This is a genomic window from Akkermansia massiliensis, assembly GCF_023516715.1.
Taxonomy (GTDB): domain Bacteria; phylum Verrucomicrobiota; class Verrucomicrobiia; order Verrucomicrobiales; family Akkermansiaceae; genus Akkermansia; species Akkermansia massiliensis.
Map to the genome: position 1 here is coordinate 506,379 of NZ_JAMGSI010000002.1, position 24,831 is coordinate 531,209.

Here is a 24,831-nt window from a genome sequence, read left to right on the forward strand (position 1 = left end):
TTTTCCTCTTTACTTGTTCCGCCGCGGGCGGGAAAGTGGCAGCATGTATTCCCTCCTGCGCTCCCTTGCCTGTGCCCTGCTGCTTGCGCCGTCCCTGCTTCCGGCGGCGGAGACCCAGCGCTTCGTTCTGGAACGCCCCTACCAGGTGGCGGAAATTCCGGAGCCTGACCGGAACCTCCCTGCCACCAACGTCATCCTGATGATTGGGGACGGCATGGGCATCCATCACCTTTCCGCGGCCTGGGCGGCCAACCGCGGGCGCCTGTTCATTGAAAACTGCCCGGTGACGGGCATCTCCAAAACATGGTGCGCGGACAAGCTGGTAACGGACTCCGCCGCCGCAGGCACCGCCATGGCGACGGGTACCAAGACGCTCTACAAGAGGGTGGCCGTGTGCCCCAGGGGCAACAAGCTGGACTCCCTGGTGGACAAGGCGGCGGACATGGGCAAATCCACCGGCGTGATCGCCACCTGCGAGCTGAACGACGCCACCCCGGCCGCTTTCTGCGCCAATAATGAAAAAAGGTCGGATTCCTACGGCATCATCGGGGATTACCCCCGTTCCCGCGCCGACTTCATTTTCGGCGGCGGCGGCAAGTATTTCACGCAAAGGCCGGACGGGAGGGACATTTTCAAGGAGATGCAGGCGCAGGGCTACCGGATCGCCCGCAGCTGGGAGGAAGCCGCCGCACTGCCGCCCGGAAAAACGCTGGCCGTCACCGCTCCGGGGAATCTTCCCCCGCCCTCCAGGCGGGGAGACGTTCTGCGCCGGGCCACGCTGAAGGCGCTGGATACCCTATCCCGTAATCCCGAGGGATTTTTCCTGATGGTGGAAGGCTCCAACATCGACAAGGCCGCCCACCGCAACAACCTGGAAGAAATGATGGAGGAGCTTCTCGACTTCGACCGGGCCGCGGGAGCCGTGCTGGACTGGGCTTCAAAACACCCCGGCACCCTGGTCGTCATCACGGCGGACCATAACACGGGCGCGTTCGCACTCACAGGCGGCAACCGGGAGAAAGGGGAAATAAACGCCCAGTTCGGCTCCGGCAATCACGACGGCATGGCCGTTCCGGTGTACGCCTTCGGCGCGGGAAGCGGCGCGTTCACCGGCATTTACGAAAATACGGACATCTTCCACAAGATCATGAAGGCCTTCAAAAAAGGGACGGTCAAACCCGCACCCGGGCGTTAGAACTTCTGTCAGGCTCCGTTCCGCCCCTGCTCATCCATGTGCCGCGCCACCAGCCCGGCCCCGGCGGTAGCCAGGCCGCCTATCAGGAACACCGCCTGCGGACCGCCCGTATTCATCCAGATCACGCCGCCCAGCACGCCGTAAGTGATGGAAGCCACATGGTTGATGGCCAGCCCGGTGTAAATGCTCGGCGTGATGTCCTCCGGCTTCTCGCAGATGCGGGCCACATAAGTGCTGCGGGCCATGCCCAGGGCGAACAGCAGGTTGTCCAGCACGAAGCAGGCGGTCACCACGCCCACGGCCCAGTGCAGGGGGAGCAGCTCCGGGGCGAAGGCATACGCCAGGCACAGGAGGGACAGCGCAATGCTGTCGAAAATCGTTACCTTCCGTTCCCCATACCGCTTGATGCTCCAGCCGATGAGGGGCTGCGTGACCAGCCCGATGACGCCGGCAATGAGCAGGGTTTTTCCGATGTATCCGGGCGGCTGGCCCAGCGTGCTGACCATCAGCCAGAAGCCGAAGGTCAGATAAAGCTGCTTGCGGATGCCGTGCAGGATTTCCAGCCCGTAATAAACGGCATACCTGCGCTTGAAGACGAAGCACTGCCGCCAGCCGCGCTGCTGCGGAAAGACGGGCGTTTTCACCCGGCTCAGGAACAGGAACGCCAGCAGGCACACGCCGCCCGTAACGAAAAAGTCCACGGCAAAAGACTGGTTGAATTTCCACTTGATCCATACGCACAGCGCGCCCAGCAGCGCGGCCGCCGTCCCCAGCGCCTTCATCTGGCCGAGCCTCAGGCTACGGTTCTCCGGCCTCGCCGTATGGATGACGATGGTATCAATCATGCCCATCAGAATGTGCTGCCCCAGGCTCACCGTCAGAATCCACGCAGACAGCGCCCACAGGCTGGTTCCGGCGCCGCAGAAGGCCAGCGCGTACATGCCGCCGAACATCAGCAAGCACGCCACCCCGGCCATGCGCACCTCATTGAACATGAAAAGCAGGCTGACCACAAAAAGGGACAGGATGCCGGGCAGTTCCCTGGGGAGTTCAATGAACCCGCGCATCTCCACGTCCAGATGCTGGGCGTCACGCAGGAAGTTGCTGAAAATGAGATCATACACGCCGCTTCCGAACTGGCCCAGAAAGAGAGCCAGCAGCACAAAAACCATCGTCTTCCTGATGCGGGGGGAAGCGGCTTCACTCATAGGGCGGGGATACTCTCACAGGTGCACAGGCGGAGCAACCGCTATTTTTATCCGCCGGCCTTTCCCGGCATTTGAAAAAAACAATCGCCGGAACAGAATTTTTTCGGGAAATACCACGTAGTTACGCTATGATTTCCAGACACCTTTTCCCTGCCATGGCTTTCAGCTTATCCTCCCTCTGCTGGGGCGCCCCGTCCGCTCCGGTTCCCGGGACGCCCCACATCATTCCCCAGCCCGCCGCCATGCGCGTTAAAACCGGAGAAGCCGGATTTTCCCTGAAAGACGGCGTCCGGCTCCCGGAAGGAAATCCCCTTTCCAAACAGGCGGAACGGATTTTCCGCGACAACGGGATCAAAACGGCGCTGGTTGAAACCGGAGCGGACCTCATCTTTACGGAAGACGCGTCCCTGGGCAGGGAAGGCTACCGCCTTGCCGTAACGCCGGATTCCATTTCCATTGCCTCCGGTTCCGTGAACGGCGCTTTGTACGCCCTTCAATCCCTTGTGCAAAGCGTCGCTTCCGACGTGAACGGAGCTCCGGCCCTGCCCCGGCTGGACGTGAAGGACCAGCCCCGTTTTTCATGGCGCGGCCTGATGATGGACAGTTGCCGCCACATGATGCCCGTGCGGGACGTCAAAAAGATCCTGGACCTGATGGAGAGGTACAAATTCAACACCCTGCACTGGCACCTGACGGACGACCAGGGGTGGAGGCTCCCCATCGCCAAGTACCCCAGGCTGACGGCTGTGGGAGGTACCCGGGCGCAGTCCCCCGTCATCGGCAGCCGCAACAAGGCGGACGGCACCCCGTACTCCGGCCATTACACTGCGGATGAAATCCGGGAAGTGGTCCAGTACGCCAAAGACCGCGGCATCACCGTCATTCCGGAGGTGGAACTGCCGGGCCACGCCTCCGCCGCCATCGCCGCGTATCCGGAACTGGGCAACACGGACATTCCGGGCTTCGCGCCCAAGGTGCAGGAAACCTGGGGCGTGCTTCCCTACACCTTCGCCCCCACGGAAAAAACCTTCCGTTTTCTGGAAGACGTTATTGATGAAGTGTGCGCCCTGTTCCCGGACAGCCCCTATATCCACATCGGCGGGGATGAGGCTCCCAAGGACCAGTGGAAGCAGTCCGCCGCGGCGCAACAGGTCATGAAGGACAACGGCCTCGCCAACGAGAACGAACTCCAGAGCTACTTTATCCGGCGCGTGGAAAAAATGATCAACAGCCACGGCAAGAGGCTCATCGGCTGGGATGAAATCCAGGAAGGAGGCCTCTCCCCCACCGCCACCATGATGGTCTGGCGGAGCTGGATGCCGAACAGCGCGCGGCATGCCCTGGAACAGGGCAACGACGTGGTGATGACGCCCAACAGCCACCTGTACTTCGACTATGACCAGGGCCCCGGCAAACCCTCCGCCCCGGAGTATGAAACCATCAACGACGACAACCTGACCTGGCAGCGCGTCTATGGGCTGGAGCCCGTCCCGCAGGGAACGCCCCGGGAACGGGAAAAACAGGTGCTGGGCTGCCAGGCGAACATCTGGACGGAGTACATCCCCAACCTGCCGAAATGGGAATACCATGCCTTTCCCCGCGCCCTGGCGCTGGCGGAAGTAGCCTGGACCCCCAAGGAGCTGAAAAACGAGAAAGACTTCCGCAAACGCCTCGACCGCCAGCTTCCCTTCCTGGACGCCCATGGCGTCAACTACAAGAGGCCGGACAACGGGGCCCCCGCGCAGCCGGACGCCGTCATTACCCGGGAACGCCGGTAAATACGGAGGGAAGGCCCCCGCGCAGCCTCCTTCCGGAGGCCGCATTATGGGCTAGCCAACCTTCACGAAAACCATTACATTGGCGGCATTATGAATTTGGAACTGCTTCGTCAGGTTTGCGTGACTCCGGGCGCTCCGGGGTTTGAAGACAAAATCCGTGATTTCATCATTCAGGAAGTGGCCCCTCTGGTGGACGCCGTGCGGGTGGACAACCTGGGCAGCGTGATTGCCATCGTGGAAGGCAAGGATACGGAAAAAACCATGATGGCCGCCGCCCACATGGACGAAATCGGCTTCATGGTCCGTCACATTGACGACAAAGGGTTCATCAAATTCCTCCCCCTGGGCGGCTTTGACGCCAAGACGCTGACGGCCCAGCGCGTCATCGTCCACGGCAAAAAAGACCTCATCGGCGTCATGGGCGTGAAGCCAATCCACGTGATGTCCCCGGCGGAACGCACCAAGCTGCCGGAAGTGACCGATTTCTTCATCGACCTGGGCATGAGCAAGGAGGAAGTGGAAAAATACGTCTCCGTGGGCGACTCCGTCACCCGTGAACGCGACCTGGTGGAAATGGGGGACTGCGTGAACGTGAAGTCCCTGGACAACCGCGCCGGATGCTACGTGCTGATTGAAGCCCTCCGCGCCATCAAGGCTTCCAAAAAGAAGCCCTCCTGCAACTTCGTGGCCGCCTTCACCGTTCAGGAGGAAGTGGGGCTGAGGGGCGCGCAGGCCGGCACGCTGGACATCCAGCCGGACTTCTCCATCGCCCTGGACGTCACCATCGCCTGCGACATTCCCGGCACCCCGGCGCACGACCAAGTCTCCCACCTGGGCGCAGGTGCCGCCATCAAGCTGTATGACGGCTCCGTGATTGCGGACCGCCGCATGGTGAAGTTCATGAAGGCCATGGCGGACGCCAACAAGATCAAATGGCAGGTGGAAATGCTGCCGGCAGGCGGCACGGACGCCGGAGCCATGCAGAAGTTTGTTCCGGGCGGCTCCATTGCCGGGGCCATCTCCGTTCCCACCCGCAACGTTCACCAGGTCATTGAAATGGCGCACAAGGATGACCTGGACGCTTCCGTAGCGCTCCTGACCGCCTGCGCCATGAACGTGGACAAATGGGACTGGTCCTGGAACTCCGTCAACGAATGCCCGGCAGAAAAACCCGCCAAGGCATCCAAAACGGCAGCCAAGCCGGCCAAAGCCGCCGCCAGGAAGAAAAAGGCCAAATAAAAGCCCCGGCGCCAACCGATCACTCACCCGCAGGCCGCCCCGGAAACGGAGGCGGCCTGCCTGTTTCCGGATGTCTTCAAGCGTTCCGCGCAATACGCCCGCGGCGTTGCCCCGTCCAGTCAAGAAGCGCCGCAGCCCCTTGCGCCAGTCAAACCTGAAATTGAGCGGCAGTGAACTCTGTTCCCTGAAGCAGGGCATCCTGTCGGACGCATGCGTTTCAGCTGCCGCAGAGGCCTGAGGCACGCCACGGAGGCTTTTCAGGACGGCCTCCCCATAAAAAATCCTCCGGCACCCAGAGATGCCGGAGGAGGATCAATCCTGAAAAAGAAAGTTACTTGGCGGCGGGAGCGGGAGCTTCCTTTGGAGCGGGAGCGGGGGCCGGAACGGCTTCCACTTCCACTTCTTCCTCCACTTCAACGCCTTCTTCGGGACCGGAAGCTCCGGTCTGCTTCATGGCGTCCTTCAGGGCCTGGCTTCCGAAGAAGTCGGCCTGCTGCAAGCGCTGCATGTCGGTCATCATGCCCATGAAAATGGGCAGGAGTTCGGCTTGGCGCGCCTGCATGGCGGCATCCATTTCAGCCTGGACCTTCTGGGCGCTCTTGGAAAGGGCTTCGCCCTTTTCATTGATCTTCGCCATCTTTTCAGCAGCCGCGTCTGCGGTGGCCTTGTCCTTCACCGTGCTGAGCGTGGCGGACATTTCCTTCATCAAAGCCAGCATCTGGTCAGCGGCTTCCTTCGCTTCCTTGGAAACTTCAGCGGCCGGCGCGGTGGGCGCGGCAGGGGTTTCAGCGGCCGGGGCGGGTGCCGGAGCCGGGGCATCCTGGGCGGAAGCCATACCTGCAAATGCCAGGGCACATGCCGAACTAATTGTTACAATGCTCTTCATAACGTTTCCGTTGTACAGGCTCGCCATGCATGCGTCAATGAATCATTGTGTAACGGCTCCCCGTGATGCCGCAGAAAGGGGAATTTGCGTTTTTTCTTCCCTTGGAGGATTTTTTCAGTTGCATCTTTTTAGAATTATTATAAATTCATTCCCGATGACTAAAACCATAGAAAACCTGAAAGCCGCCATTACGGGCGAAAGCACCGCCTCCGCCACTTACGCAGCCTATGCCGCCAAAGCCGCCCAGGAAGGGCAGCCCCTCATTCAGAAATTGTTTGAAGCCGCCTCCAAGGCGGAATCCGTCCACGCCGCCAACCACAACAAGGTTCTGGAAAAGCTGGGCGCAACGATGGACCCCATCGATATCCAGATTCATGTAGGAACCACCGCGGAAAACCTGAAAGCCGCCATCGCCGGGGAAACCCACGAATTCGAAAGCATGTATCCGGAATTCATCGCCGTGGCGGAAGAGGAAGGCCAGAAGGCCGCCGTCCGCTCCTTCACGTGGGCCACGGAAGCGGAAAAGGAACACGCCGATTTTTATGCCGCCGCCCTCAAGGCCCTGGAAAACGGAGACACCAGCGCCCTGCCCAGGCAATACTGGGTATGCCTGGTGTGCGGGGACACCTTCAAATCTCTGGAAGGCGTGGACGCCTGCCCCCTCTGCGGCACCAAGGCTGAAAAATTCCTCGTCATCGGGTAAACTCCGTCTGAGCACCGGAGGCCATCCATGGCACACAAAACCCGCCCGGAACATTCCGGGCGGGTTTTTACAGGCCGGAAACCGCTGCCATCTGGGGAAGCGGCCAGAGAAGAAGCATCGCCGGCTTTTCCCTTCCGGTCATTCCGCAAGCGCCGTTCCAGAACCGTGTTCCGGCCCTTTTCCGGACTTCAAGACTTTTCTCCACTTCCGACTGTCCGGGTGGCCCTGGTCCTCTCCTCCCACGTGCATCCGGCCCCGGACCTTTTTTGAATGCCCGGATTGATGGACTTGTTCATTTAAAACATTAAATACATGCATTCCGTTCCGGCTACGGCGCAGGCGAGCATCCCGATTAAAATCATGATGATGCCGAATGCGACGGATTTTCTGCACAAGGCGACAACGGCGCAGGCAACGGAAGCCACCCCCAGCAAAATCCCGGCTGCGCCCAGCACGGTTCCGGGAACAAGCCCCAGGCCGGAAGCCGCTGCGACCCAGGGCAATGACACGGCCCCCACGACACAAATACAGGCGGCTCCTTTCACAGCTTGAGGACATTGCAGCACAACGGGCTGATTTTCCATAAGCTTCCCTATACCCTCCCAAAACCGGGCCTGTCAACTACAACCGGAAAGTCCCCTCTTTCCGTCAACCCCGCATGCCGGACGGGCTGCCCCCACAACCAATTGCCCCCACGACCAATTGCCTGCGCCGCCATCCGCACCAAGCCCCAAGCGCAAAAAATGGCGGATGCTATCGGCACCGCCGTTTCAACGGCGGTTCCCTTTTCCTGCCTGGGCCCTTCCATGAAAAGGCGTTCCGCCACATTCTGCTTGAGCATCACCGTGAAACCCTTACAATGGCTCACCCCTTCAAGCAGGAAGAATACTTTATCCTTTCTTTGCGATGACCCCTCCCCATGCATCCACCCGTTCCGCAGAACGGTACGCAGGCCGGCCAGGCGCTCTTTCCGCCGTCTTCCAGGCTCTTCGCGCCGCGTTCTTTCCGCGCCGCATGCGCTGCCTGTGGGCAGCCGGACTCGCGGCGGCTCTGGTGGTCAATCCTTATGTGCTCAATGACGGCCAGAGCGTGCTGATGAGCTGCATGGGCATCGCCTGTTCCGCCTCCCTGCTCTGCGGCACCATCCTTCTCTGCCTGAAATACCGCTTTACCGCCTACGTCGTCCTTCCGGCCATCATCCTGTTCAACGCGGGCCTGTACATGATGCAGATGCGGTACGGGCTGACGCTGAACCTCTCCGTCCTTTCCAGCATGGCGGAGACCAACTTCCGGGAAGCCTGCGCCTTCTGCACCGCCGCCTCCGCCACCGGGGCCCTGCTGCTGGCGGCCTTCATTTACCTGGCCATTTACTGGAGCCGCCGTTCCCTGCGCCAGAAGGCCACGTGGGGCGCGCTGGCGTGCATCTGGAGCCTGTACGGAATCTTTCTGCTGCTGGGCATTCCGGCCACCTCCTACAGCTCGGAACCCCTTTACCTTTACTACACCTCTGACAAGGCCAAGGGCTGGCCCCTCGTGGACTTCGTGATGGCGTACAAGCTGGCGGACGAATACGTCACCCAGGACGCAAGCCGTTTCAATGAACTCCGGAACCTGCCGTCCTGCGCGGAACCCCTCTCCGGATGCGACGCTCCGGACGACCTGGCCGTGGTCTTCCACATGGGCGAGAGCGTGCGCGCGGACCACCTTTCCCTCAACGGCTACCACCAGAACACGATGCCCCTGCTTTCCCGGGAACCCAACGTCGTTTCCTTCCCCCACGCCACCTCCTTCGGCATCGTGACCAGGATTTCCGCCATCGGCATGTTTACGGATGCGGAACTGTCCCGCCGCCGCCCCGCCCATTCCTCCTTCATTGACCTGTTCAACAAGCACGGTTTCCGCACCGTCCGGATCATGGACCTGTGCGGAGACTCCATCCATGACTATTCCCTGGGCATCCTGACCCGGAACTGCCGGGAACGGAAGCAGACGCCGCCCATGCACGAAACGCCCGGAATGATGCAGGAACGCACCTCCCTGGTCATGGAGGAATCCCTGAAACGGCACGGCCGGGAAAAACAGCTTTACGTCATTTACAACAACGGCAGCCACATGGCGTTCAGCTACCCCGCACAGGCGGAACGCTTTACCCCGGCGTCCTGCAACATGGACGACCCCAAGGCCCGTCTGGAAGAAACCGTCAATGCGTATGACAATTCCATCGTGGACCTGGACGCCTCCGTCCACCGCATGATTGCACTGTTGAAGGACAGGCCGGCCATTTATTTTTACTGCTCCGACCATGGCGTGGCGCTGGGCGAGGAAGGAAAAATGTTCCAGGGGCATGTTCTGCCGCCTGTTTACCGTCCCGCCATGTTCGTGTGGTATTCGGACGCCTTCGCCTCACGCTACCCGGACATGGTGCGCGCGCTGAAGGCCAACCGCCTGAAAGCCGTCTCCCACGACCACATTTTCCACACCCTCCTTTCCCTGGCCTCCATCCGGTCGGAAGTCGTCCGGAACGGCCTGAATCTGGCCTCTCCGGACGCCCGGGAAACCCCGGCCCCCCTCCAGCCGGAAGTGCTGGCGGAATGGCTGGCCGCTCCCGCACCGCCGCAGCCGCTTCCGTAAAAAAGATGGAAGCTGCCGTCATCCTCTGCGGGGAACGGCAGGATAGGACGAACTCTACCGTACCCGGACTCGCAGGGGATGCCTGACGCACTCCCGGACGCGGCGTGCCTCCGCCTCCCAGGCGGCAGAGGATTTGAACGGAGAAGCCTTGTCCCAAACCGCCCCCATGTACCACTCAAAGGGCTTTCCGTTCGCCGCCTCCCTGATCCAGTAGGTACAGCCTTCCGAGTCCACTGCCCCGCCTTCCGGACCCCAGGGAACTATCACGGCGGTTCCCAGGCATCCGTCATTCTTCCGGGGCCTGCTCCATGCCGTCATCAAGCCGCCGTCCTCCCGGTCCTTCGTGACCGTTTCATAATCATTCCTGCCCTTTCCGGTATCCATTCCCACGCCGGCCTTCACCGTTTCCGCCCCCCGGATGGTCAAGGTGCTGCGGACTTTGGAAAAACGGCTTCCTGCGTCCAGAGCCACCCTCCGCGTCTCCGCCACGCGTACGCCGCCGCCAATGTCCCACGGCGCATAAACCACCTCAAAAGCGGTCTGGACCGGACCGTTGTACAATGCCCGCGCGCTGGCCCAGTTTCCGGATGCATGCGGTTTCCCATCCCTGAACACGGCAATGCCGCCGCAGCCCCGTCCCGGCCCTACGTTGTACATGTCCAGTCCCCTGCCATGATCCCGGTGGTAATCCCCCCGCTTGTAGAATTCATTGATGACGGGAGCACCCGCGCGCTTGCTCCATACATCCGTTCCGCTGGAAACCAGGCCCTCCCCCTCAGGGGCCGGCCTGGCAACGGCCGGACCGTAAATCCGGTGCGCCGTAAGATCGTTCTCCCACGCGAAATCATCCAGGCGTTCCGGGACCAGGCGGCTGAAACAGACGTCCGCGGAAGGAGCCGCCTTCAGGGAGGAATCGTTCAGAATCCAGAAATCACGGGCCGTTCCGGGCCGGAAATTGCTCTGGAACAAAAGAGTATCCGTCCTTCCGTCTCCATCCGTATCCGCCAGTTGGTGCGGGATGACGCGCCCGTGGCGGACGTCAAACACGCGAAGGGCGGCGGCATTCCCGGAAGTTCCGGACGTCCAGGGCACCGACACGGTTTCAGCAGGACGGAACTTGGCCAGTGGGTTCGTGACGGTTACAGTCTTTCTCTGCGGATGGTCCCGGCCAATGACGTATTTGCGCAGTTCGGTGCCGGCCATCAGGTAGGCGCCCGCGCCGTATGCTTCCGTATCCTCCCCGGAATAATGGCCCGGCTTGTCGGCAATGGGCTGCACCCAGCCCAGCGCGCCTTCCGCGTTGACGGAATCACAGGCGGCCTTCCACGCCCTGCGGATGACGGGAAGATATTCATCCGCATCCAGATACCCCTGGTTCACCCCCCACAGCATCCCGTACATGATAAAGAGGGTGCCGCTCATCTCCTTCAAGGGGGGCTCTTCCGGGTCCAGCAGGCTGGCGTGCCAGGAACCGTCGGGCGACTGGCATTTTTTCAGGGATGCCGCCATACGCTTGAGCAGATCCTCATAAAAGGGGCGGGAAGGCCAGTCCGCGGGCATGTCCTGAAGAATAAGCGGCAGTCCGGCAATCACCCAGCCGTTGCCCCGGCTCCAGAACATCTTTTTCCCATTAGCCGCCGGAATGGTGAAGTAACGGGAATCACGGAAAAACAGCCCTTCCTTCCGGTCAAAAAGATAGTCGCAGGTGAGCTTGTATTCCCTGTCCATGAATTCCAGATACCGGCGGTCTCCGGTATAGGCCGCCAGCTTCACGAACACGGGAGGGGACATGAACAGGGCGTCCGACCAGCTCCAGCGGTCCTGGCAGCCGGGAGTCCCGAACTGGAGGGAAGCGGAGGAGGGCCGGTTCATCACCCCGTCCAGCACGGCGCGTATTTTCTCCGCCGCAGCGGTATTTCCGTCTTCCATCGCCATCTCCATCCAGGCGTGGCCCACGGCGTGATCGTCCGCATGGTAATGCCGTTTCAGGGTTCTCCATTCCTGTTCCCCTCCTGTTTTCCTCAGCAGCGGCAATCCCGGCCCTTCCGGGACGGCCAGGCCATACTGCACCAGGCCGGAATAAAAGGCGCCGTAGGTCCAGTGCAGCGGCGAGCGTTTTCTGGGATGCTCCGCCTGCCATTTCGCCACCAGGCGGAGATTATCCCGGATGGTCTTTTCATTCCAGTCCGCGGGAGCGCCGGAAGCGGGGCTCCCCGCAGAAAGCGCGGGAAGAACCAGCAGCAGGAAGGATTTACGCCATCCGTTTTTTGAAAAGGAAAAGAAATTCATTTGACTGGTACGGAAAAAGCCGCGCTGAAATTTCTCCGTGAGGAATGAATCTTCCCTTTTCGGCCTGTCCCGTTTTCCCCCGGTCCCCGGAAAGGGGAGGCAAGGGCACATATGGTGCCATGACGGAAGGGAATGCCGCGTTATCAACCATTCCCTGCAGCATATATACAACATATTGTATCATTATAAATATTTAATACATTATTTATACATTTTCCTTGCGGGGGCTCTCTTTCTGTGGTTCATTGCGTTTCAGCGCAGGTAACGGAAGACGGTGAAAATCCGTCGCGGACGCGCCGCTGTAACCGGTAGACGATGGACCGGACACTGACTGCCAGCAGTCGGGAAGTCCCCATCACATGTCGCACCGGAAGCCAGAAGACGACCTGATGCCCCCGTATCCCATCCCGCGGACAGGATGAACATACGCACAGGTCCTCATCGTGCCCCTTGTTAAAAATGCACGCATGCGGCGGCCCCTGCCTATGATTTTTCCAGGCTTTTGCCCAGGCTCGCGGATGAGCGGTCATCATCCCTTCCAAGCGAGACACCCACCATGGCAACAAGCATCATCAAGCGTTCCGGAAAAAAGGAACAATACCAGGGCTACAAAATTGAGGAAGCCGTCAAGAACGCGTTCCACAGCTCCGGCACCGCCTACAACCGTTCCATTTACGAAGAAGTGGAAGCCAAGCTGAGCCATCAGGACTGCGCGCATGTGGAAGAAATCCAGGACATGATAGAACGCGCCCTGTTCCGCTGCGGATACTTTGACACGGCCAAGACCTTCATCACCTACCGCTTCCTGCACAAAATGCAGCGCGAACAGCTCGGGGGCCTCTATTCCGGCAACACGTACGTGGACTGCAAGCAGACGGTGGAGGAATACATCGGCCAGAGCGACTGGCGCATCGCCGCCAACTCCAACACCACGTATTCCAACGCCGGCCTCATCAATAACACGGCGGGAAAGGTGATTGCCAACTACTGGCTGGACCAGGTTTATTCCGCACGGGAGGGGGCCGCCCACCGGGAAGGGGACTACCACATTCATGACCTGGACTGCCTGACCGGGTACTGCGCCGGGTGGAGCCTCCGCAACCTGCTCAACGAAGGATTCAACGGCGTGCGCAGCCGCGTGAACAGCAGGCCGCCGCGCCACTTCCGGGAAGCACTGGGCCAGATGGCCAACTTTCTGGGCATTCTGCAAAGCGAATGGGCCGGAGCCCAGGCCTTCAGCTCCTTTGACACCTTCCTGGCGCCTTACGCCTTCAAGGACCAGGCGGATTTCACGCGCATCAAGAAGGACATCCGCAGCTTCGTCTACAACCTGAACGTGCCCTCCCGCTGGGGGCAGTCCCCCTTCACCAACGTCACGATCGACTGGACCGTGCCGCGGGACCTGCGGGACCAGGCCCCCTTCAGCGGCGGGGAGCACCTCTTTGAAGGGGTGGAGGACCCGGGCCTGCTCTCCCTGGCGCGGGAACGCGGCGTGAACAAGCTGACAGAGCTGACCTACAAGCATTTCCAGAAGGAAATGAACCTGATCAACAAGGCCTTTTACGAGGTGCTCACGGAAGGGGACAGCACCGGGCAGCCCTTCACCTTCCCCATCCCCACCGTCAACATCACGGAAGACTTTGACTGGGAAGGGGAAAACGTGCCGCTCCTGTTTGAAAACGCCGCCAAGATCGGCTCCTCCTACTTCCAGAACTTCATCGGCAGCCAGTACACCGTGAATGAAAACGGGGAACGCGTGCCGGACGAACGGGCCTACAAGCCGGACGCCGTGCGCTCCATGTGCTGCCGCCTCCAGCTGGACCTGCGGGAGCTGCTCAAGCGCGGCGGCGGCCTCTTCGGCTCCGCGGAAATGACCGGCTCCATCGGCGTGGTGACCATCAACCTGGCCCGGCTGGGCTACCTGTTCAAGCAGAACCGGGAAGCACTGTTCGCCCGGCTGGGGGAACTGCTGGACCTGGCCAAATCCTGCCTGGAAAAGAAAAGAACCTTCGTCCAGGAAATGTACGACCGCGGCCTGTACCCCTACACCAGGCGCTACCTGCCCACCTTCCGCAACCACTTCTCCACCATCGGGGTCAACGGCATGAACGAACTGCTGCGCAACTTCTCCAACGACTCGATGGACATCACCTCCGAGGAAGGCAGGACCTTTGCGGAGGAAATCCTGGAATTCATCCGCCTGCGCATGCAGGAGTACCAGGAGGAAACCGGCAACCTGTACAACCTGGAAGCCACCCCTGCGGAAGGCACCACCCACCGCTTTGCCCGGGAGGACCAGAAGCGCTATCCGGACATCCTCCAGGCCGGGCCCGTGGGGCAGCGTTACTACACGAACAGCTCCCAGCTCCCCGTGGACCACACGAGCGACCTGTTCCGTGCGCTCCAGCTCCAGGACGAACTCCAGTGCTGCTACACGGGGGGAACCGTCTTCCACATGTACATGAATGAAGCCATCAGCTCCCCGGAAGCCTGCCGGGACATCGTCCGCAAGGTGCTGACCCGCTTCCGCATGCCGTACCTGACCGTCACCCCGCTCTTCTCCGTCTGCGACAAGCACGGCTACCTGCGCGGGGAGCACCAGTACTGCCCCTTCTGTGATGAAGAGCTGCTCCACATCCACAGGCATGAATAACCCTTTTCAACCAGCCGCCTCGTTTCAAAACCCAGCCATCAATACGACAATGACCAAACAGGAAATATTAAGCAAATACGCACAGGACCGTACCCGCTGCACCGTTTACACGCGCGTCATGGGCTATCACCGCCCTGTGGAAACCTTTAACGCCGGCAAACAGGGCGAATTCCACGACCGCGTCCACTTCGTGGAACCGGACCGTCCCTGCTCCTGCTCCGCCCAAACGGAACAGCCGCGGTAATTTTCCCAATAACATATGCGAAGTCAATGGGAACGGGCCGGGGCATAGCGGACATCACGCCGCTCACCTTGCTGGATTTTCCAAACAAGGTGGCCTGCATCTTCTGGCTGAGAGGCTGTAACTTGTTTTGTCAGTACTGTTACAACGTCTCCCTGGTCAGAGGAACGGGCTCTCCTGCCGGAGACCGGACGGACTACCTTGATTTCCTCAGAGATCGGGTGGGATTTCTGGACGGGGTAGTCCTGTCCGGCGGCGAGTGCACGCTGTGTCCCGACCTTATCCCCATCTGCCGCGAGATACGGCAGCTAGGCTTCGCGATTAAAATAGACACCAACGGCACGAGGCCCGGCGTGGTGAAAGCGCTGGTGGAAGAGGGGCTTTGCGACTACATCGCCCTGGACTACAAGGCGCCCCCCGAACAATACGGCGCCGTCACCGGCAGGCCCGACCTTTTCCCCTCCTTTTCCGCAACTCTGGACTACCTGATCGCCTCCCAAACCGCCTTTGAAGTCAGAACCACCGTCCATCCCGATTTATTGACGGAAGATCACGTCAACAACATCATACGCGACTTGACAAAGCGCGGGTATGGGGGCAACTACTTCGTGCAAAATTTCTACCTGACCAAACAAACACTCAACTCTCTCCCCGCGCCGAGCCGGTTGTTTGACCGGACCAGGCTGGAGCCGGCCTCCATCCCCGTCCACTTCCGCAACTTCGAGTTCGCTCCGGGCAAAGTCTGACCCAGCCGACCATGTTCGACATCCTGCTCAACCACAACACCCTGGTTCTCTTCGGAATCATCTTCTTTGGCATCGCCCTCGGCAGCATTAAAATATACGGCCTGAACCTCGGCCTCTCCGGCGTTCTCTTCGTAGCGCTGGCCGCCGGCCACTACCGCCTGGCCATCCCCAACGGCGTGGGCCAGCTGGGCCTGGCGCTCTTTGTGTACTGCGTGGGCCTGAGCGCGGGCAACCGCTTCTTCTCCGCCATCGCCAAGCAGGGAAGCAAGCTCGCGGTCATGTCCGCCGTGATTGTAGGCGTTTCAGCCCTCTTCACCTGCCTCTTCGGCATCTGGTTCAATGTTCCCGCGGGGATTTCCTCCGGCATCTTCGCCGGCGCGTGCACCAGCACCCCGGCCCTGGCGGCAGCCACGGAAAGCCTGCCGGGAGCCTCCGGAAGCGGCGTCAGCATCGGCTACGGCATTGCCTACCCGTTCGGCGTGGTGGGCGTGGTCCTCTTCGTCCAGCTTCTCCCGCGCCTGCTGCACTTTGACCTGAACAAGGAGGCCAAGGCCATGCACTCCAAGCAGGAGGCCAGCATCATCTCACGCTTGGTCCGCGTCACGCAGCCCAACCTGATCGGCCAGAACATTGCGGACTGCAAGCTGCTGGACGGCCTGCACTGCATGGTCACCCGCGTGGTGCGCAACGACAGGCTGATGCCGCTGACGCCGGAAGACACGTTCCGGGAGGGAACGGAAGTCCTCATCGTGGGCAACAGCGACACCATGCCGCATGACGTCGCTTTCCTGGGGGAAGTATGCGACAACCCCTACCCCATGGACTCCCAGAAGGAGCGCCGCAAGCTGATCCTGACCAACAAGAACTACGCCGGGCGCAAACTCCGCGATCTGAAAACCCTGCGAACGGACGGCGTGATCATCTCCCGCATCTCCCGCCTGGGCTTCACCTTCGTCCCCACGGGGGACACCACGCTGGAGCGCAATGACGTGCTGACCGTGGTGGGTTCTCCGGAAAACCTCACCAAGTACGGGGACAAAATCGGCCACCGCAGCCAGGACATGAACCAGACGGACCTTCTTTCCCTCGGGTTCGGCCTCTCGCTCGGTATCATTCTGGGGCTGGTCAACTTCAGTCTGGGTAACGGCCTGGGCATCTCCCTAGGGATTGCCGGCGGCCCGCTGATTGTGGCCCTGCTGCTCGGCCACTTCGGGCGCCTGGGCCCCATCGTGGGTTACATCCCGCGCCCCACCCGACTTCTTTTGCAGGACCTGGGCCTGGTCTTCTTCCTGGCTGACGCCGGCATCAAGGGCGGCGCGGACCTGGTCACCACCGTAGCCACGCACGGCGCGGCCGTGTTCATCATGGGCGTCATCGTCACCTGCTCCGGCATGTTCGCCGGTTACTTCGTGGGCATGAAGGTCTTCAAGATGAACATCCTGGAATGCCTGGGCGGCATCTGCGGTGGCATGACCTCCACCCCGGCCCTGGGCGCCATCGCCAGCAAGACGGACTCCCAGGCTCCCGTGGTCAGCTACGCCACCGCCTACCCCGTGGCCCTCATCCTGATGACTATCATCGCGAAAGTCATCATCCAGACCATCGGCGGCGTGGTGGGCGTTTAGCCCAAGGCGCAAACTTCACCACCCGGAAAGACCGCGTCTCCGGCGGTTCTCTCCGGGCGCCATGCTTCACGGAAAAAGGAATATCGATTGCGGATCAGCGCCGTTTACCTCCTTGCCACCAGCCGGAAGTTTAAGACCCCGTTTCCGTCACTTCCATGCAGACGGACTGGAAGGCATTTTTCCAGTTGATGCGGATTCCGAAGTCCATCAGAAAATCACCACCAAGCACCCGTTCATGGACGTTGGCCAGGGGGCCGTTTTCATCCAGGTTGATCTCCCTGACCAGGTATCTGGCGGCAGGATTCAAGCCTTTCAGGCGCAGGGGCGGCGGGGAATCCGCCAGCCATTTGTCCATTAGCCAGGCGAAGACGACGGCCCTTTTTTCATGCACGTACATCAGGGAGGCCACCCGGCTTTCATACGGGGAAGATAGTCGGTACAGGTCCCCGAACTGGACCACGGGGCGGATGCGCTTATATTCCGCCAGCGCCCGTTTGGAAAATTCCACTTCCTCCTTCGTCATGTCACAGGGCTGAAGCTCGAATCCCAGACGGCCCGACATGGCGACGTCAAAACGGAATTTGAGCGGCGTGACGCGCTTCGTCTGATGGTTGGGGGAGGCCGTCACATGGGCGGCCATGGTAATGGCCGGGAACAAATGGCCTATGCCCCACTGCATGAACACGCGTTCACAGGCGTCCGTATTGTCGGACGTCCAGAATTCATGATGCCTCCGCATGGTCCCGTAGTCGGCGCGGCCTCCGCCGGAGGAGCAGGCCTGAAACGTCACGTCCGGAAATTCCGCCGCCAGCGCATCAAGAATGGCTTCATAGCCGCGCACGTAGTCAATGGACAGGTTCCCCTGATGGCTGGCGTCCAGCCAGGGGGAGCCGGGATCGGAAATCTTGCGGTTGCAGTCCCATTTCACGTAGGAAATGCCCGGATGTCCTCCCAACAGTTTCCGCATGGCTTCAAGAATGTATGCGCGCACGTCCGGATTGCTCAAATCCAGCAGGTACTGGCTGCGTTCCAGCCTGTTTTCCCGGTGCGGAAGGCCGATGACCCATTCCGGATGCTTCTGATAAAGTTCCGAGCAGGGGTTCACCATTTCCGGCTCCACCCAGATGCCGAAGCGTATCCCCAGCTTTTCCGCCTGGCGGATCAGGCCTTCCAGCCCATGGGGCAGTTTAGCACGGTTTACCTGCCAGTCCCCCAGACCGGCCCGGGCGTCATTGCGCGGGAATTGTCCGCCAAACCAGCCGTCATCCAGCACGAAAAGCTCTATTCCCAAGTCCGCCGCACGTTTCATCATGCCGTGCAGCACTTTTTCCGTGAAGGTAAAGTACACTCCCTCCCATGAGTTCAGCAAGGTCAGCCGCTCCGTGCCGCCGCTGCGCAGGCCGTAGCGTCGCGCCCAGCGGTGGATGCGCCGGGAGGCTTCCCCCTTGCCGTTTCCACTGTGCGCCAGAATGAGGGGAGGCGTTTCAAACACTCCGCCGCCGTCCAGCAGATAGGGAGCGGGGGCCACGTCCAGCCCCGCTCCCGCAAAGAGGTAGTGATACGGGCTGTGGCGGAACCATATCCGGTAGTTGCCGGGCCACGCCAGCGCTCCCAGCACCACTTCCCCGGAGTCCTCCCGCGCCGGACCATCCAGGGAGATGACGAAGCCGGGGCTTCCCTCCTGGGCGGCGCGGGTTCCGGTGCCGGAAACCAGGGCAAGTTCATGCCCCCGCGCCACTTCCTCCTCGCTCATCAGGGATTCCCCGCCCCATGTGCCGCGGAAGCTGGTGACAAAGTAACGTTCCGCTCGCAAATTCAGTTGCGCGGACGCCGCGCGGTGCAGGCGGATGCCTTCCCTCCCCTCGTTCCGTATCACCGCCCATTGAAGGAAGGCGTCCGATTCCCGGTGGGAGCGAACATGAATTTCCACCCGCACGGGGTAGGAAGGGTCTTTCCCATAGAAGACGGCTTCTTCCCGGTCGTCATCCAGTTCCAGCACTTCCCATCCCTGGCATTCCAGGCGCAGAGAAAGAGTTCCGTCCGCCTGGGTCGCGCAAATGCAGTATTCATCCGACGCATTGGGAAGCCCCGTCACGGAGTCCGCCAGGGCGGAATACAGAAGAGGCGCATCCGCGGCGCTTTCCAGGGCATCCTCCGGTTCACGCAGCCGCGGTCCGTAATAGGCGCGGCGCACGCGGCCCTGTTCATCCCTGAACAGGATCATCTGGGAGGAACGGGTCAGCAAATGAACGGAATCCGGAGTCATGGTCGGCAAATGGGGAAAGGGTAGGTCATTTTTTCCGGGCAGGCGCACGGCCGCCCCTGCCTTGTCCATTAATCCCTGCCCCGGACAGGGAAGTCAATGGCAAAATGGCAGGAGAGCCCGGGCGTTTCTCCTACTTTTTCCACAAACGGGAGGAAGGCCGGAATTTCATGGTGCTTGATTCATGCACAAACAGTTTGCTGCCGTTTTCCGGATGGCGTACCACGCGGGCACGCCGCCGCTTGATGCTGAACGAACCAAAGCCGCGGAATTTGACCAGTGAGCGCCTCAGGACCGACCGGGCAATCGTGTCCAGCACCGCGTCCAGCGCACGTTCCGCCTGCCTGGGGGTAACGCCGTCCCCCAGCTCCCGCTGAAGTTCCCTGACGAATTGTGTTTTATTCATAGGCCGCCCAGCATGATATGCCCCGTTCTCCCGGTAAAGCGGAGAAGGGGCGCAGGCATTCCTGCCACCAGCCCCATACGGGGATGCCCTTCCGTTCCGGGCTGCAAGTTTCATCCTTGCCCCCCTCCGGCGGACCCATTAAGGTTCAGGGAAGATGCCTTCCCCCGCCGCCGATGCTCCATTCCCGGAACGAGCTTTCAACGTGACCGCGTTGAAATGGAATACCTGCGCCTGGCTTCTGCTGCCCGTCCTGGTGTTCATGGCCTGGTGGATGCACTGGTATGTCTCTATCCCCCTCGCGGCCCTGATGGCCGCGGGACTGGCTCCCGGAAGGCGCAAGGAACTACCGGAAAGGGAATCCCTCCCCTCTTTTCCCCTGTTCAACCGATCCTCGTTTCTTGTCCTGGGCGCATTCATCGCCCTGATGGTCCTGTCCGGATGGGGGGAATGGGTCAATCAGCACCCGGACCACATCGTCAGGAACGCCTGCCTTCGTGAATTGGTCGCCAGCCCGTGGCCCGTCGTTTTTCCGGACGGAGACGTCTTGATCTACAACACAGGGTTCTGGCTGGTTCCGGCCCTGGCAGGCAAAGTGGCTGGGCTGGAAGTTGCCCGGGCATTTGTCGTGCTGTGGGGTGCATGGGGCCTGTTTCTTGCCTGGCTGTGGCTCTGCGTTTTCTCCGGCCGCCGTTCCCTGCTGCTCGCCCTGCTGATGGTAATGTTCGGCTCCCTTCTGAATTTCCAATGCTGGCTGGGGCTGGATCTGTTCCGCCTGCATTACTTCGGCACGGCGGAACAGGTCATGTGCAGCGCAAACGCCTCCATCCCTGTCATGCTTTTTTTCATCTTCCTGGCTTCGGGACGCATGCCCCCGCACTGGATGCCCCTTTTGTTCGCGGCCACGGCCTTTTATTCTCCCCTCGCGGCTCTAGGGGGGCTGCCCCTGGCGGTCTGCCAGTGGCTCCGGCAATGGAAAGGCAGCCGCTCCCCCCGGCGCAGCCTGCTTCATCCCTCCTTTCCGGCAGCCGTCATGCTGGGGGCGTGCTTCCTTCTTTATTATGCGGCGGTAAACGCGCCGTCCTCCCATATGGGCTGGCGGCCTTTTTATACGCGGCCGGGGGATTTTCTGCTGGCAGGGACCTCCTTCCTGCTGTACGCCCTGTTCTGCTGGCGGGATTTCCGGCGGAATTCCCTCTTTATCTGTACGCTGGCAACCGGACTGCTGCTGCCCTTCTTTTACGTCAACGGAGACGTCAACGACCTGCTCTGCAAGGGGAGCGTTCCGGCGATGGCCTGCCTGCTCGCCTTTCTGGCCTTCACCTGGGCGCGGCATCCCCGTCTCCGGATATGGATATGGCTTCTGCTGGCGCTCGGATTGGCGCCCCGGTTCAATGTTCCCTATTACTGCTGTTCTTCCAGCGCCCTCCAGGCATTTCTGACGCCTTGCGCCTCATGCACGGAGCCTTCCTCCTTTCCCTGCCGGGAATGGCGGCAGCTCACCTATGCGCCGCAGGCACGCCACCAGGATGAATGGGGCCGCACCATGCACCACCCCGGACACCGGTGGCATCCCTATTATTCCGGCACGCCGCGCCCATGGTTGCGCTTCATTTACCGTTTTTGACGTAAAGAAAACAGTTGCGGGAAAAACGCCCGGGAAATGAACATTCCGGATTCACTCCTTTCTTCATGGGAGGGGTCCGAATGCTCAGGCGGTCTTTTGACCTTCCTTCTGGAAGTTTTTCCAGCATTCCTCGATAACCGCGGGCAGGGACTTGCCTTCCTTGTCCATATCCCCCTGGCTTACCATTTTCTTAATCATTTTTCCGGAAACGGGGTCCAGGATGATGACGGCGGGAGGCCCGAAAACGACATAGGGGGCCTTGGAGCCTATGCATCCCACTACTTTGCCCGCTTCCTCCGGAACGAACTGGAAGGTAAAGGAACCCGGTGTCCTTCCCGGGGCCTGCCTGGTATCCACCATCCAGAAGATGAATTTTTTGCCGGAGGCCCTCTTGAAAGTCCGCTCCTTGATATGCTTGTCCGTAAAAATATTGCAATACACGCACCAGGAAGACCCCGTCAGGTAGATGACCAGGGGAACCTTCTTGGCGATGGCCTCATTGCGCAGCTTGTCAAAGGCGGGACTGCCCGATTCATTCACGGCTGGAACGGGAGCCTGCTGCGCCAGGGCGGAAGCGGGAGCCAGCATGCCTGCCACGGCGGCGGCGCAAAGCACGGAAACGGCAAACTTGATCATATTACAGTAACCATAAGTCTCCCTGCGCAGAAGTCAAACTTCAAGATTCCGCCATTGCCATCATTTGCCGTTCAAGGTATATACATTCGCCATGCGCCATTCCAACCCCTATAACCGCAGGCACCCCTCACGGAATAAATGGCGCTTTGTTTTCTGGCTGTTCATGGCGTTCCTGCTCCTGGGCGCAGCCCTGGTTTATTTCCACCCTGCGGAAGACTGGAAAACTGCGGACCGCAGCAGCAGCAGCCTGGCCCCTCTACCCGCTGAAGAACCGGAAGCCGTCGTCCAGGTTTATTCGGCACGCGCCTTCGGCTGGCGCAGGTATTTCGCCGTGCACACCTGGATAGCCGTGAAGGAGAAGAATGCCGGCTTTTACACCGTGTACCAGGTCATGGGCTACCAGCTTCCCTCCCGGGGAACCAGCGTTTCCATCGCGCGGGACATTCCGGACCGCAAATGGTTCGGCGCGGAACCGGAATTGATTCAGGAATTGCGCGGAGCAGCGGCGGAAAAGGCCATTCCCGTCATCAGCCGCACGGCGCAGGATTACCCCTATGCCGATACCTACTGGATCATTCCCGGCCCCAACAGCAACACGTTCACCGCCGCGCTGATGAGGGAAGTGCCGGATCTGACGGTGGAGCTTCCGCCTCATGCGGTGGGGAAGGATTATCTGCCCGGCGGCATTGCCGGACGGACGGAAAGCGGCACGGGCATCCGCATCAATTTATGGGGTCTCGCCGGGTTCAGCCTGGGGCTGGCGGAAGGAGCGGAAGTCAGCCTGCTGGGCCTGAACGCAGGCTTTGACCTGTTGCGCCCCGCCCTTAAACTTCCGATGATCGGGCGCATAGGGCTGCCGGACGCTCCTGTGGGCTGGGACTGGTGGAGCGTCACGCTGCTTCTTTCCGCCGGAGGGTTCATCTTCTTCCGCATGCTCCGCCACATGCGCAGGAAGCGGAGGCAGGCGCACCGCATCCCCTACTTCCGCCATCCGCGGACAAAAACGAGCGAGCGCATTTGAGCCGCATGGTACGGAAGCCTTTTTCCCTTATTCCGTTCCCCGTACACGGGAAGAAGGGGAATAAAGCGGAAATTCGATTGCCAAGCGCGGATGAAGCTGTAAGAATCCGCGCCATGAAAAAGCTCCTGATCCGCTCCTGTCTGATTGCCGGGCTGGCCTGGACCGCTTCCTGTTCCTCCAACAAGGAAACGGCGCCTCAGGAACCCGCTCCCGCCCCAGCCGTTCAACCGGAACAAACCGCCGCGGCGGACCGCCCCGCCCCCTGGGCTCCGGCCCCGGTGAAACCGGCCATTTTTCCGGAGGAGGAGAACGCAGAGTCCGTGCCGGGACCAGCCGTATTGCCTGGCGACTTCCGCCCCGGGCTGCGCACCCCCCGGCTGCCGGAAACCCTGCTGTATGATCTGGACGGCAAGCTGATCACCCCCTCCGCCCCGTAACCCTTTTCTTTTCCTTCACCATGACTGCGACCATTCCCAAGGGCTTCCACCCGGAACCTTTTTCCTACCATCAGGAGCTTGAACTGGACATTGACGCCCTTTCCAATGCGGGCGACGGCATCGGCCGTGTGGACGGCTGGGTGGTTTTCGTCCCCTTCGCCCTGCCGGGAGACCGCGTGAAGGCCCGCGTCTGGCGCAACGACAAGAATTATTCCTCCGCGGACCTGGTGGAAGTGCTTCACCCCAGCCCGGACCGCGTGGAGCCCGGCTGCCGCCTGTTCGGCACCTGCGGCGGATGCCAGTACCAGCATTTTTCCTACGACCGCCAGCTTCTCTGGAAAACCCGGCAGGTGGCGGACCTGCTCCGGTTGCAGGCAGGGCTGGAACTGCCCGTCAATCCGGCCATTGCCTCCCCCCGCCAATACCATTACCGCTCCAAGATTACGCCCCATTTTGACAAGCCCAAGGAAGCCAGCCGGCCGGCCATCGGCTTCCTGAAGGCGGGTTCCAGAAGGGAAGTGGTGGATGTGCCGCAATGCCCGATTGCCATGGAGTGCATCAACGAGGCCCTGCCGCTGGCCCGCAAGAGCGTTTACCAGGCCGCGGCCCGGTTCAAGCGGGGAGCTACCATTCTGCTCCGCGCCTCGGAAGGGACCGTCATTACCAATAACAACGCCGTGGCCTGCGAGCGCGTGGGCGGTCTGGAATTTCATTTTTTGGCGGGAGATTTTTTCCAGAACAATCCTTTCATTCTTCCGCTTTTTACGGACTACGTGGCCCAACAGGCGAGCATGGACGGGGAGGAGTTCCTGGTGGACGCCTATTGCGGTTCCGGCCTGTTCGCCCTGAGCCTAGCGAAGAAATTTAAAAAAGTGCTGGGCGTGGAAGTCAGCGAGACTTCCGCGGACTGGGCGCGCAGCAATGCCCGGAGCAACGGGATTAAACACGCGGAATTCCTGGCGGCGGACGCCGGAGCCATTTTCGCCCAGGTGGATTTCCCCGCGGAAAAAACCGCCGTGGTGATCGACCCGCCCCGCAAGGGATGCAGCATGGAGTTCCTGACCCAGTTATTCGCCTTCGGCCCCGGAAAAGTGGTGTACGTTTCCTGCAATCCCGCCACCCAGATACGGGACCTGGCGGAATTTGACAAGGCCGGGTACGCCGTTACCGCCGTCCAGCCCTTTGACCTGTTCCCCCAGACCAAACATCTGGAATGCGTGGTCACCCTGAAAAAGAACATCTGATTTTCC

General features: G+C 60.8%; 20 protein-coding genes and 1 riboswitch. Of the genes, 14 read left to right on the forward strand and 6 right to left on the reverse strand.

Going from position 1 to position 24,831, the window contains the following annotated elements:
- The first annotated feature begins 43 nt into the window (after nucleotides 1-43).
- Nucleotides 44-1,195 carry an alkaline phosphatase gene (locus M8N44_RS09840; protein ID WP_102728543.1) on the forward strand — a complete coding sequence of 384 codons (1,152 nt, stop codon included), beginning with the start codon at nucleotides 44-46 and terminating at the stop codon, nucleotides 1,193-1,195.
- Nucleotides 1,196-1,203: 8 nt separating this feature from the next.
- Here M8N44_RS09840 and M8N44_RS09845 read toward each other — a convergent pair whose 3' ends face one another.
- Nucleotides 1,204-2,403 carry an MFS transporter gene (locus M8N44_RS09845; RefSeq protein ID WP_102728542.1) on the reverse strand — a complete coding sequence of 400 codons (1,200 nt, stop codon included), beginning with the start codon at nucleotides 2,401-2,403 and terminating at the stop codon, nucleotides 1,204-1,206.
- 155 nt (nucleotides 2,404-2,558) lie between these two features.
- Between M8N44_RS09845 and M8N44_RS09850 the strand changes: the two genes are divergently transcribed.
- Both M8N44_RS09850 and M8N44_RS09855 read left to right on the forward strand, forming a co-directional pair.
- A complete protein-coding gene (locus tag M8N44_RS09850) occupies nucleotides 2,559-4,181 on the forward strand; it encodes a beta-N-acetylhexosaminidase (protein ID WP_249853099.1) in 1,623 nt (540 codons plus the stop codon).
- 90 nt (nucleotides 4,182-4,271) lie between these two features.
- Nucleotides 4,272-5,420: a M42 family metallopeptidase gene (locus M8N44_RS09855; RefSeq protein ID WP_102728540.1), complete on the forward strand. Its 1,149-nt coding sequence runs from the start codon at nucleotides 4,272-4,274 to the stop codon at nucleotides 5,418-5,420.
- A gap of 331 nt (nucleotides 5,421-5,751) precedes the next feature.
- On the opposite strand, the gene M8N44_RS09860 is transcribed toward M8N44_RS09855, so the two are convergent.
- Complete coding sequence (locus tag M8N44_RS09860; protein WP_102726441.1) at nucleotides 5,752-6,255, reverse strand: hypothetical protein; 504 nt, start codon at nucleotides 6,253-6,255, stop codon at nucleotides 5,752-5,754.
- Between the two features lie 205 nt (nucleotides 6,256-6,460).
- Between M8N44_RS09860 and M8N44_RS09865 the strand changes: the two genes are divergently transcribed.
- From M8N44_RS09865 to M8N44_RS09875, 3 genes are all read left to right on the forward strand, one after another.
- Complete coding sequence (locus tag M8N44_RS09865; RefSeq protein ID WP_102722212.1) at nucleotides 6,461-7,009, forward strand: rubrerythrin family protein; 549 nt, start codon at nucleotides 6,461-6,463, stop codon at nucleotides 7,007-7,009.
- A gap of 312 nt (nucleotides 7,010-7,321) precedes the next feature.
- A complete protein-coding gene (locus M8N44_RS09870) occupies nucleotides 7,322-7,561 on the forward strand; it encodes a hypothetical protein (protein ID WP_146021138.1) in 240 nt (79 codons plus the stop codon).
- Between the two features lie 354 nt (nucleotides 7,562-7,915).
- Nucleotides 7,916-9,640 (forward strand): phosphoethanolamine transferase, encoded by a 1,725-nt coding sequence (locus M8N44_RS09875; protein ID WP_102728538.1) that lies wholly within the window; start codon nucleotides 7,916-7,918, stop codon nucleotides 9,638-9,640.
- A 54-nt stretch (nucleotides 9,641-9,694) separates the two neighbouring features.
- Here the strand turns inward: M8N44_RS09875 and M8N44_RS09880 are convergent, their stop codons facing one another.
- Complete coding sequence (locus tag M8N44_RS09880; RefSeq protein ID WP_180975206.1) at nucleotides 9,695-11,929, reverse strand: glycoside hydrolase family 88 protein; 2,235 nt, start codon at nucleotides 11,927-11,929, stop codon at nucleotides 9,695-9,697.
- A 230-nt stretch (nucleotides 11,930-12,159) separates the two neighbouring features.
- Nucleotides 12,160-12,333, forward strand: a riboswitch (cobalamin riboswitch).
- 152 nt (nucleotides 12,334-12,485) lie between these two features.
- Here M8N44_RS09880 and M8N44_RS09885 point away from each other — a divergent pair.
- The 4 genes from M8N44_RS09885 to M8N44_RS09900 are packed head-to-tail and all read left to right on the forward strand — an operon-like array spanning nucleotide 12,486 to nucleotide 17,194.
- Nucleotides 12,486-14,582 (forward strand): ribonucleoside triphosphate reductase, encoded by a 2,097-nt coding sequence (locus M8N44_RS09885; protein ID WP_102726446.1) that lies wholly within the window; start codon nucleotides 12,486-12,488, stop codon nucleotides 14,580-14,582.
- Between the two features lie 49 nt (nucleotides 14,583-14,631).
- Nucleotides 14,632-14,826 carry an anaerobic ribonucleoside-triphosphate reductase gene (gene nrdD / locus M8N44_RS09890; protein ID WP_102722206.1) on the forward strand — a complete coding sequence of 65 codons (195 nt, stop codon included), beginning with the start codon at nucleotides 14,632-14,634 and terminating at the stop codon, nucleotides 14,824-14,826.
- 26 nt (nucleotides 14,827-14,852) lie between these two features.
- Nucleotides 14,853-15,569: an anaerobic ribonucleoside-triphosphate reductase activating protein gene (locus M8N44_RS09895; RefSeq protein ID WP_102722205.1), complete on the forward strand. Its 717-nt coding sequence runs from the start codon at nucleotides 14,853-14,855 to the stop codon at nucleotides 15,567-15,569.
- Nucleotides 15,570-15,580: 11 nt separating this feature from the next.
- Nucleotides 15,581-17,194: an aspartate:alanine exchanger family transporter gene (locus M8N44_RS09900; protein ID WP_102728536.1), complete on the forward strand. Its 1,614-nt coding sequence runs from the start codon at nucleotides 15,581-15,583 to the stop codon at nucleotides 17,192-17,194.
- 130 nt (nucleotides 17,195-17,324) lie between these two features.
- On the opposite strand, the gene M8N44_RS09905 is transcribed toward M8N44_RS09900, so the two are convergent.
- Nucleotides 17,325-19,460: an alpha-galactosidase gene (locus tag M8N44_RS09905; protein WP_180975205.1), complete on the reverse strand. Its 2,136-nt coding sequence runs from the start codon at nucleotides 19,458-19,460 to the stop codon at nucleotides 17,325-17,327.
- Nucleotides 19,461-19,590: 130 nt separating this feature from the next.
- A complete protein-coding gene (locus tag M8N44_RS09910; RefSeq protein WP_022396849.1) occupies nucleotides 19,591-19,863 on the reverse strand; it encodes an HU family DNA-binding protein in 273 nt (90 codons plus the stop codon).
- 154 nt (nucleotides 19,864-20,017) lie between these two features.
- On the opposite strand from M8N44_RS09910, the gene M8N44_RS09915 reads away from it, so the two are divergent.
- Complete coding sequence (locus M8N44_RS09915) at nucleotides 20,018-21,487, forward strand: hypothetical protein (protein ID WP_102749450.1); 1,470 nt, start codon at nucleotides 20,018-20,020, stop codon at nucleotides 21,485-21,487.
- An 84-nt stretch (nucleotides 21,488-21,571) separates the two neighbouring features.
- Here the strand turns inward: M8N44_RS09915 and M8N44_RS09920 are convergent, their stop codons facing one another.
- Complete coding sequence (locus M8N44_RS09920) at nucleotides 21,572-22,123, reverse strand: thioredoxin family protein (RefSeq protein ID WP_022396851.1); 552 nt, start codon at nucleotides 22,121-22,123, stop codon at nucleotides 21,572-21,574.
- Nucleotides 22,124-22,214: 91 nt separating this feature from the next.
- Here M8N44_RS09920 and M8N44_RS09925 point away from each other — a divergent pair, with 91 nt between their 5' ends.
- The 3 genes from M8N44_RS09925 to M8N44_RS09935 all read left to right on the forward strand — a co-directional run bounded on the left by M8N44_RS09925 (nucleotide 22,215) and on the right by M8N44_RS09935 (nucleotide 24,825).
- Nucleotides 22,215-23,144, forward strand: a complete 930-nt coding sequence (locus M8N44_RS09925; protein ID WP_102728574.1) for a DUF3750 domain-containing protein — start codon at nucleotides 22,215-22,217, stop codon at nucleotides 23,142-23,144.
- A gap of 113 nt (nucleotides 23,145-23,257) precedes the next feature.
- Complete coding sequence (locus M8N44_RS09930) at nucleotides 23,258-23,581, forward strand: hypothetical protein (RefSeq protein WP_102728532.1); 324 nt, start codon at nucleotides 23,258-23,260, stop codon at nucleotides 23,579-23,581.
- A gap of 20 nt (nucleotides 23,582-23,601) precedes the next feature.
- Nucleotides 23,602-24,825, forward strand: a complete 1,224-nt coding sequence (locus M8N44_RS09935; RefSeq protein ID WP_102726454.1) for a class I SAM-dependent RNA methyltransferase — start codon at nucleotides 23,602-23,604, stop codon at nucleotides 24,823-24,825.
- Nucleotides 24,826-24,831 lie beyond the last annotated feature (6 nt).